1 protein-coding gene is annotated in these 233 nt (G+C 63.5%); it reads left to right on the top strand.

Going from position 1 to position 233, the window contains the following annotated elements; all coding sequences use genetic code 11:
- Positions 1 to 233 (top strand): SDR family NAD(P)-dependent oxidoreductase (locus PU683_RS21925; RefSeq protein WP_277174645.1); only part of this gene is annotated, 233 nt, incomplete at both ends.

The raw sequence follows: 233 nt of genomic DNA, 5'->3' as shown, positions 1-233 counted from the left end.
CGGCGAGCGCGGTGTGCTGATTTCTACCGCCAGCGTCGCAGCCTATGACGGCCAGATCGGTCAGGCCGCCTACTCAGCCTCCAAGGGCGGCGTGGTCGGCATGACGCTACCCATTGCTCGCGACCTGGCTCGCAACGGTATTCGCAATATGACGATTGCTCCCGGCATCTTCGGCACCCCCATGTTGTTCACCATGCCGCAGGAAGTTCAGGATGCACTGGCCGCCAGCGTGC

The organism is Candidatus Kosakonia sp. 282A-S69 (assembly GCF_029433855.1).
GTDB classification, from domain to species: domain Bacteria; phylum Pseudomonadota; class Gammaproteobacteria; order Enterobacterales; family Enterobacteriaceae; genus Kosakonia; species Kosakonia cowanii_A.
Note: the sequence above shows the minus strand (reverse complement) of the source record. Positions and strands in the feature narration are given on the sequence as shown.